The sequence below is a fragment of the Sulfitobacter sp. 1A12779 genome (assembly GCF_043557315.1).
Taxonomy (GTDB): Bacteria; Pseudomonadota; Alphaproteobacteria; order Rhodobacterales; family Rhodobacteraceae; genus Sulfitobacter; species Sulfitobacter faviae.
Window position 1 is genome coordinate 57,120 of the sequence record NZ_JBIFFU010000017.1, and the last position, 7,838, is coordinate 64,957.

A 7,838-nucleotide genomic window follows, 5' to 3' on the forward strand; every position below is an offset into this window, starting at 1 on the left:
TCGACAAATTCCGTCAGAAGGCTCGTATACGAGAGCGTCAAAGTAAATAAAAGACAGCAATGCTGACCTATTTATCTCTTTCCGAGCAAATGAGTGGCTCGGCAATCATTTTTATGCATCATTTAAGGTCCGATGCGGACCTACCCACTAAAACCCAGCCCAAAGCGCGAGGATAACCACCCCGCCCACAAGGATTCGCCACCACCCGAAAAGCGCATAGCCATAGCGGCTGATGTAATCGAGCACCCAACGCACCACGAAAACGGCAGAGATAAACGCCATGGCGAAGCCGACGGCGATCTCGCCCATGGCCGAGGCATCCAGCACATCGCGGTTCTTGTAGATGTCATAGGCGAAAGCGCCCGCCATCGTCGGCATCGACAGAAAGAAGGAGAATTCCGCCGCCGCCCGCTTGCTGGCTCCCAGCAACAGGGCGCCAACGATTGTCGCCCCCGAACGCGAGGTGCCCGGCACCATGGCGAGGCATTGGATCAAGCCGATCTTGAAGGCCATCGAGAGCGGGAATTTGGTCGCATCGGAATGGGTCGGCGCGGGAGCAATGCGGTCGACGACCAGCAGGACCACCCCGCCCAGTACCAACATGACGGCAATCAGCAAGGGCGTCTCGAAAAGGACCGTTTTGATGAAGTCATGCGCCAAAACGCCGATCACGACCGCTGGCAGAAAGGCCAGAAGCACCGACCAGATGAACCGCCGCGCCTGCGGATCATGCGGCGCGGCCGAGAAGACCGCCCAAAGCCGCGCGGAATAGACCGTGAGGATCGCCAGCACCGCGCCCAATTGAATCACGACCTCAAAGGTCCGTCCGGCGCTTTCGAAACCCAGAAAATGACCGGCCAACAAAAGATGCCCGGTCGAAGATACGGGGATGAACTCTGTCAGCCCCTCCAGCAAACCCAGAAAGGCGGCGATCAGAGTGGTCGATTGTTCCATTATCCCTGCCGCAGGTTACGTGCCGATGCTTTGATGGCGTCATATTGACCCGAGGGCCGGAACCGCCAGAGATAGTCGGGGAGCACCGCATCCATCGCGGTTGGGGTGATGTCAAGCTCGGCAAAGCCGCGCGCGTCTTCCGCTACGACATTATCCTTGCGCAGGTTCTTGACCTGATCGCGGGTCAGCATCTTGTTGGTGAACAGCCCGAAGGTCGCCGTCTGCACCATATCGAACCCGAAGGCCACGATTTTGGCCAAGAACCACGGCATGTTGAGCACCAAACGACGGCGGCGAATCACCTTGAGCATGCGCTGCATCAACCCGCGGAAGGTATCCACATCGGGACCGCCGAGTTCATAGACGCCCGAAGGGACCTGCCCCCCCAGTGCTTTTTCCGCCGCCTTGGCCACGTCATCGACGAACACCGGCTGGAACCGGGTCGAGGCACCGGCGACCGGCAGGATCGGGCCGGTGCGGGTCATGCCTGCAAAACGGTTAAAGAATTCGTCCTCTGGCCCGAACATGATCGAGGGGCGCAGGATCACGGCATGAGGCATATGCTTGAGAATGGCCGCCTCGCCCTCGCCCTTGGTGCGGGCATAGTCGCTTTCGGCCTCCATATCCGCGCCGATGGCAGAGACATGCACGAAATGGCCGATCCCTTCGGCGGCGGCCATGCGCGCGATACGCTCGGCCCCTTCGGATTGGACGGCGTCAAAGCTGTTCTTGCCGGTCTCGACCAGAATGCCCACGCAGTTCACCACCGCATCCGCGCCGCGCAGCGCGTCGGCCACGGAGCCATCGTTGCGGATGTTGCACAAAACAGGTTCGACCTGGCCGACCACACCATAGGTCCGCACAAAGAGCGCCTCGTTGGGATGGCGCACCGCCACCCGCACCCGCCAACCAGCTCTGGCCATGCGATACGCGATATAGCGTCCGACAAACCCCGAACCGCCATAAATCGTGACCAGCTTAGACATTCTGCCGCTCCTGTAGATAAATTCTCTGACAGGATGTACCCGCGCACCGCCCCTGTCACAAGGCCAAACCCCCGGTTGCAGCGCCTCGCGTGCAGGATTTTCCGATTTTCGCATAAATTGCGATTGACAGTCACCCGGCTGAGCCTTAGAGCACCCCACACGATACGTGCCCAGGTGGCGGAATGGTAGACGCGCTAGCTTCAGGTGCTAGTACTGGCAACGGTGTGGAGGTTCGAGTCCTCTCCTGGGCACCAATATTCCCCGATAAATGATTGATTTGAATAAGCTTTTAGAAGTCTACGCAAATTCAATCCACCCTACAGTCCACCCCAACGCGGCCCGTTTAACGTGGCTTTGCGCTCTCAATCATTTCAATTGGGGTTCTAGTTTGGGAATCGTTCGGCGATTCAGTGTGTCAGAACGAACCACAGGCCCAGCGACCAGAGCAACACCAAAGCCGAAGTAAATGCCAAGCGCTCGCGAGTCTGCCCGCTTTCAGCCCAGCGCTCACGCACTTTTCGTTTACTGGCTGTATTATTCTGCTCGTCGGATTCCATCGACATCAAATAGGTACTCCGCACCCAAGGGCAAAGGCGGGCAAAGAAAGATTAACGCAGTGCTTCCGCAGCCTGATCCGCATCAGACAGATAATCGACCACTTCAAAGGCGGCGAGAACCCAAAGTAACCCCAGTACACCGATACCGAACCAGAACCAGCGTCGCAAATGCCTACTAATACGGAAATCGCGTTGGTCTTTCGACATGGCTGAACTCCGTTGCTTAGAAGAAACTGTTGTGAAATTCCAATCGCAACAACGCTCTGCCCCATACAAAATTTATCTACGTTAAGTTATGAGCGCGTAACAGGAGCTTACGCTTTATTTTACACAATGCGCGCTGAGTCAATCAGCCTTCAGCATCCTCTCCAGCCAAATCGCAGCCTCCTTGGAGAGATTCTGATTTGTCTGCCCAAGATGTGGGCGAAGCTCAATTACAACTAAAGCATCGCTTTCTTCTAACTGACTAATCAGCCATTCGCGAAATGGCTCAAGTTCCAGCTCCATTTCTAAACCGCATAGACAATCACCTAGATGCACTGCTCCCAACGCAACCATGAACTCGTCAAGATTCGCTCTAGTTTCCTCCGAAGCCGTTGAATATGATATTAAAAAAGCTGGCATGGCCGGTCTCCTATATTGATCTGCTTGGCACTATCGCACGCGTAGGCTGGCACAATATTACCTGATCGTGAAGCTAAACTGATCTGGCCGTCACAGCTCCTGAAGCCACCACTAATGGCGGATCGCTGGGAAACGACCGGAGATCAAACCATTTGAACCGCGTTCCATCGGGATTGCGCTGGTCACCCATCACAATCTGCGGGGCGTTGACCCTGTTGCGGATGAGCGCGGCGCGGAACGCTCGAAGGTCGATCAGCCACCACGCCTCTAGGCCCGTTTGATCAGCATTTGAATGACCGTAGAACATCCAATCACCGTTGCCGTTCACAATCTTGGAAAGCTCTGTCTGCGCCCCTGACGCCACCGCAGAGCGTATGGTGAACTGGTAGGGATAGCGCTGTGCATAGCCGGGTCGCCGCACGCGTGCTGCCACCCGCATGTCACGGGCATCAAGCATCATGAGGTCCGTCGCTTGAATGTGGTCAAATGGGTCGGCAGCGGTTTCCAGGAGATAGCCCCCGATCAGCTGCTTAATCTCAGGCAAGAACCTGTCTGACCAGTTCCGATTGTTCGTATAGCAGTTCATTTCTGACAGCCTCCAATGCGGCCCCCACCGCGTTGCCCACGCCCCGACAGAGGGGCGCAGGCGGGTTCGTTAGGCTTTGGACCGCAGGTATTCGATCACGGCCTTCTGGGCGCGCGGGTACTGCTCACACAGCAGTTCTCCGGCGCAGTCTTCAACGCACCATTCCAGCATAGCTGCGGCATCTGCATCTGACTTAGGCTCAAAGCAAGAAATGCGCTCTGCAAGCCACTCGATGTTCTCGTCAAGCTCGCTCAACTCAGCCGGTTCAGCCCCGTGGTCATCGGGTAATTCTTGCATCAACGCACTTCTACTGCGCCTTGCTGCCTGCCATTTATCTAGAAGCTGTACGGCACCTGTCCTTTGGCTGGCATCCTCGTCTGGGCGCTCGCCTCTCAGTTCAACCAGTTCAAGCCTGCTGATCAAGTCTCCGACCTTATAGTTCGCCTGCTTGACGGTATGGGCAGTAGCTGCTCCGTCACCCGGCTGCTCTGGCGCATCGCCTTCAAGAGACCGAATACATACGCGTAGAATGCTGCTGATGTCGTATGCATCACTGATTGCATCTGCGATTTGTGTGTTCATTTTACTGCCTCCAGTTGCGCCTTCCGTGCATTCGGCGTGGCATCCACGAGACTGGAGAGGTCACAAGCCAAGCGCTCGCTCTTAGCAATGACTTCCTGCGCCAAGGCATGTGCGGCATTGGAAGCAGGGGATGAGTTGCTTTCAGATTCGTCGATCAGCAGTTCGAGACCTTGCAACAAGCCATGTAAGAAGATTGCGTCGAATTCGATATCAGCCAGCAAAGGGGCTTTGGCCTTTCGATGTATCGGCCCACTCCCCAGTAGCGCCCAGTCAAGCGTCAGGCGATGTTTATCGCAATAATCCATAATCTCCCGGCTTGGACCGCCGTCCGAGCTTAGGATTTTCGATGGAGCGGTATCTCCCGCGCTCTCTGCGAAATGGCTGAGGCGAAAGCGGATAACTTCGAGGTCGTTCATGGTAGTCTCCTTTGATTTAGAATGACGGGGCGTTTACCCCGCCAGTTATGCGTGCTCATGCGCGGTATCGTGGGCAATCCTCTCAACCGCGATGTGTGGGATGATCGCGGGATTGGCTGAGCACGGCCCTTAGCGCGGCGCGCAGGACGCCAATACGGGCATAGTCAGGCTGTGCCCAATGGGTCTTGCTTTCGAGGATGGCAATTTCGTTCTGGATGCGGATCACTTCGGGCGATGCCTGTTTTTGCTTTTCCTGCCGAGCCTTCATTGCGCGCTCATGTTTGGCATTGGCCCATGAAGCTTTTAGAGCGCGGCGCATGATGGTCCGGAACCCGTACAGGGCCACGTTGGCTCTACGGACAATTCCCCAAGCGTCGGTCATGATTGCCTGTAGGTCATAGGTCATGTGCTTAGCCCTCCATTCTTGCAAATTGGCCTGATATGACCTAATATGGTTCACATAAGGACTTAAGTCAACCAATTTAGTCCAAAAAAGAACCAGAAAGGGTCACTGTATGCTTACAGGCGCGCAAATTCGGATGGCACGCGGCTATACAAAACTGTCTGTCAAAGCATTAGCGGAGGCCTCTGGGGTGGCGGAATCGACACTAAAGCGGATGGAATTAGCAGAAGGTGTCCCCCCTTCATCAGGGACGAACCTAGAGAAGGTCAAAACAACTCTAGAGAGCCTCGGAGTGCAATTCTTAGAGCAAGGGGACGTGGCCAGAGGTCCAGGGATAGGACTTGGTGTAACAGCTGACCCATATGAATGATGGTCAACCTGCCACAGGGCGCTTAGAGGAGGTCGGACAATGAAACTTACCAAGTTTGATGAGAATGACGAGGTAAAGAAATATTCACGACACCGCGACTGGATTCCTATATCGGTAGTAGCGGCAACGATTGGTATTGGTTACTTCCAGAATATGAATTTCAGCTCTCTAGGCTTTGCTGATGCAGCTTTATTTTTTAGTTCCTACGCGATACTCTGGAGTGTGCTTGACATCAGAGTGATGCTCGCAAGGCATCATTGGATAATACTAAGAAAGCAGTCACAGGTCGAATAGTGAAGTGCCATTGCGCTAGTTTGCAAAAGCCACAAGTAGCGAGCTATTTAGTACCAATACAGAGCCTTACCCGAAGCCTCCCCCTACATAGCTTCTGAAAATGGGTGATCTCTCCCCGTTACTCGTAAAGTTGAGTACGAAAACACCGAAGGAATGTAACACAACATTGGAAGCGGGCTTTCTCCGATGTTGCGATACTCTTCTCCGGTGTTCTTCTAACCAGTTTCCCGAAAAGTGTTACTCAGTTGGTCAGTACTAGCATCCGCCGTAGTTCTTTCTTCCGCTTGCAGTGATCGAATAAGTGCCACCGCGCGGTCTGACATGACCCCGTGGGCTACTACTGCTGCGGCGGGGAGTTGCACTGCGGACAACGGGTAGCGCTTCGTGATACAGCCTTGTTGCTACATTCCCCAACTAGCATGTCAAATTATGATACGCAGACCCAAATTGAGGTCAAATCGAGCATCTTTAGCTGGACCCGAAAGGCGGAACCCGACACAATGTATAGCTACAGGCTTGTTGATTGACCAAAAAATGGCATATAAATTCACAGATGAGGAATGGGACACCCTTTCTTCGGGACTAAAAAAGCTTCAAGCAGGCCCTGATGAGTGGTCGGGACATGATTGGTTGTCGTGGTCTACTTTGCGTTCAGTATTAGACGCGAAGGCTGTAAGGGCAGCATCGCTCTGGCTCGTTTTGGTCCCAATTCTTATAACGTTTTCCTCGGAACTTCCTGATCGGTACTACGCTAATCCCTTTGGCGGCAAAGAAGACGTGCCATTCGTGCTAAACATACCGTTTAACTGGTATTTGCTTTACTTTTCAGCCGCATCCTTTGGCCTTGGGCGGCTAATCTATGTCGCATACTGCCCAGAATTTATTCGAAAATACGGTTCGTCAGCCTCTGCGGCTTCAGATGGGGTTACAGCTGAGCTCGTCAGGGACTATGCCTCAGACTATCTCTCTAGCATCAAAAAGGTGAACAGGATGAGTCCTGAGGGCCTTCGGCTGAATCGTTTTCTGTTTGAGCTGACTGGCGAAAACAACCTTGTCGGGCAACATTGGGAAGATGAATCTGACCTGAACCCTCTCCAAGCAAAAGCGGCGGGAGCCCATGTTCGTGAGATACCAGGGACGGGAACGTACTTAAGATCAACGAAGTTGACGGGAGAGGAAAATGAAGATCAAAAGCTATTGACGAGCATCCTATTATGGAAGTTCATCGATTGGCTAAACTTCTCGAAAACAATAGCGAGGCCTTTCTGTGTCGTCCTAGTTGTCTTAGGATTCGCATTTCTCGCAGTTCCTCTGATTCAAGGATTCTGGGTGGTCTCGAAGGCATTTATTAGTCAACTTCCGGAATATTAGGATTTTTAAGGTCGAGCCCGCCAGATAACCATCCATTTAGTCCTGTGCATATTTCAATGTTTTAGATACTTTAGTCGCCCATATATTTCTCGAGGTTTTTCGGTATGATTTCGAAACGAGCGCCCAAATTCATGAAACGATTGTCGCTCTGTGCTTTCCTAGCCTTTGGTTCATCCTCCGCATTCGCGGGGCCTGACGATACCACCAACTACCTAATGAACACCCCAGTCAACTTAATGGACTTGGGCGTATTTAGGTTGACTTTACTAATCCGGGATAAATTAGGTAGCGGCTTTGCAGCCTACCATTGGGATTCCAATGAAATACGAATATTCTTGTTCGACCTCCCAAATGAAGAAATGAACGCGGAGGCCGTTTGTATTGAAGCAATCTCAGAGATTCGGCGAGCAGCTAACGTGCAAGATGGAACGCCGTTTTCTGGCATTAGTGGTTTTGCCACTCTCTTCAAACATAGTGGTTATGTGAAAGGCACAGTCGAGAAGAACAATGAGCGCCTCATGGATTTGGATAAAAAGTTTAAGGGCACCTCGATTTTTGAACAATTTTTGGTAGTTTGGCGGCGCGGGCGGCCTGAAGCAGGATCGTGGCTTTCGTCTGGCAATTGGCAGAGCCTCGCAACCGCTGTATTGCGGCCTTCAAGCCTTGTTTGTCATGCTTTGACGCGTGATCGGTTC

At 53.3% G+C, this 7,838-nt stretch carries 11 protein-coding genes and 1 tRNA gene; 4 read left to right on the top strand and 8 right to left on the bottom strand.

The window, feature by feature from the left end; all coding sequences use genetic code 11:
• Positions 1 to 147: 147 nt before the first annotated feature.
• Together ACGYLQ_RS16355 and ACGYLQ_RS16360 are read right to left on the bottom strand one after the other, a co-directional pair.
• Positions 148 to 954, bottom strand: a complete 807-nt coding sequence (locus ACGYLQ_RS16355) for an undecaprenyl-diphosphate phosphatase (RefSeq protein WP_394443921.1) — start codon at positions 952 to 954, stop codon at positions 148 to 150.
• Positions 954 to 1,940, bottom strand: a complete 987-nt coding sequence (locus ACGYLQ_RS16360; RefSeq protein WP_394443923.1) for a complex I NDUFA9 subunit family protein — start codon at positions 1,938 to 1,940, stop codon at positions 954 to 956. Before ACGYLQ_RS16360 ends, ACGYLQ_RS16355 begins: the two co-directional genes overlap by 1 nt.
• Before the next feature lie 168 nt (positions 1,941 to 2,108).
• Here ACGYLQ_RS16360 and ACGYLQ_RS16365 point away from each other — a divergent pair.
• Positions 2,109 to 2,194, top strand: a tRNA-Leu gene (locus ACGYLQ_RS16365).
• A gap of 354 nt (positions 2,195 to 2,548) precedes the next feature.
• Here ACGYLQ_RS16365 and ACGYLQ_RS16370 read toward each other — a convergent pair.
• The 6 genes from ACGYLQ_RS16370 to ACGYLQ_RS16395 form a co-directional block, all read right to left on the bottom strand.
• Positions 2,549 to 2,704 (bottom strand): hypothetical protein, encoded by a 156-nt coding sequence (locus ACGYLQ_RS16370; RefSeq protein ID WP_394443925.1) that lies wholly within the window; start codon positions 2,702 to 2,704, stop codon positions 2,549 to 2,551.
• A gap of 138 nt (positions 2,705 to 2,842) precedes the next feature.
• A complete protein-coding gene (locus ACGYLQ_RS16375; RefSeq protein ID WP_394398508.1) occupies positions 2,843 to 3,121 on the bottom strand; it encodes a hypothetical protein in 279 nt (92 codons plus the stop codon).
• A 73-nt stretch (positions 3,122 to 3,194) separates the two neighbouring features.
• Entirely contained in the window at positions 3,195 to 3,707 is a 513-nt protein-coding gene (locus ACGYLQ_RS16380; RefSeq protein ID WP_394443927.1) for a hypothetical protein, read from the bottom strand.
• 69 nt (positions 3,708 to 3,776) lie between these two features.
• Positions 3,777 to 4,289: a hypothetical protein gene (locus ACGYLQ_RS16385; protein WP_394443929.1), complete on the bottom strand. Its 513-nt coding sequence runs from the start codon at positions 4,287 to 4,289 to the stop codon at positions 3,777 to 3,779.
• Positions 4,286 to 4,705 (bottom strand): hypothetical protein, encoded by a 420-nt coding sequence (locus ACGYLQ_RS16390; protein ID WP_322328574.1) that lies wholly within the window; start codon positions 4,703 to 4,705, stop codon positions 4,286 to 4,288. Before ACGYLQ_RS16390 ends, ACGYLQ_RS16385 begins: the two co-directional genes overlap by 4 nt.
• An 82-nt stretch (positions 4,706 to 4,787) precedes the next feature.
• Positions 4,788 to 5,111: a hypothetical protein gene (locus ACGYLQ_RS16395; protein WP_394443931.1), complete on the bottom strand. Its 324-nt coding sequence runs from the start codon at positions 5,109 to 5,111 to the stop codon at positions 4,788 to 4,790.
• A gap of 406 nt (positions 5,112 to 5,517) precedes the next feature.
• On the opposite strand from ACGYLQ_RS16395, the gene ACGYLQ_RS16400 reads away from it, so the two are divergent.
• From ACGYLQ_RS16400 to ACGYLQ_RS16410, 3 genes are all read left to right on the top strand, one after another.
• Complete coding sequence (locus tag ACGYLQ_RS16400; protein ID WP_394443933.1) at positions 5,518 to 5,772, top strand: hypothetical protein; 255 nt, start codon at positions 5,518 to 5,520, stop codon at positions 5,770 to 5,772.
• Positions 5,773 to 6,306: 534 nt separating this feature from the next.
• Entirely contained in the window at positions 6,307 to 7,143 is an 837-nt protein-coding gene (locus tag ACGYLQ_RS16405) for a hypothetical protein (RefSeq protein WP_260010972.1), read from the top strand.
• Positions 7,144 to 7,274: 131 nt separating this feature from the next.
• Positions 7,275 to 7,838, top strand: a 564-nt coding sequence (locus tag ACGYLQ_RS16410; protein WP_394443935.1) for a hypothetical protein, incomplete at its 3' end; no start/stop codon positions are given.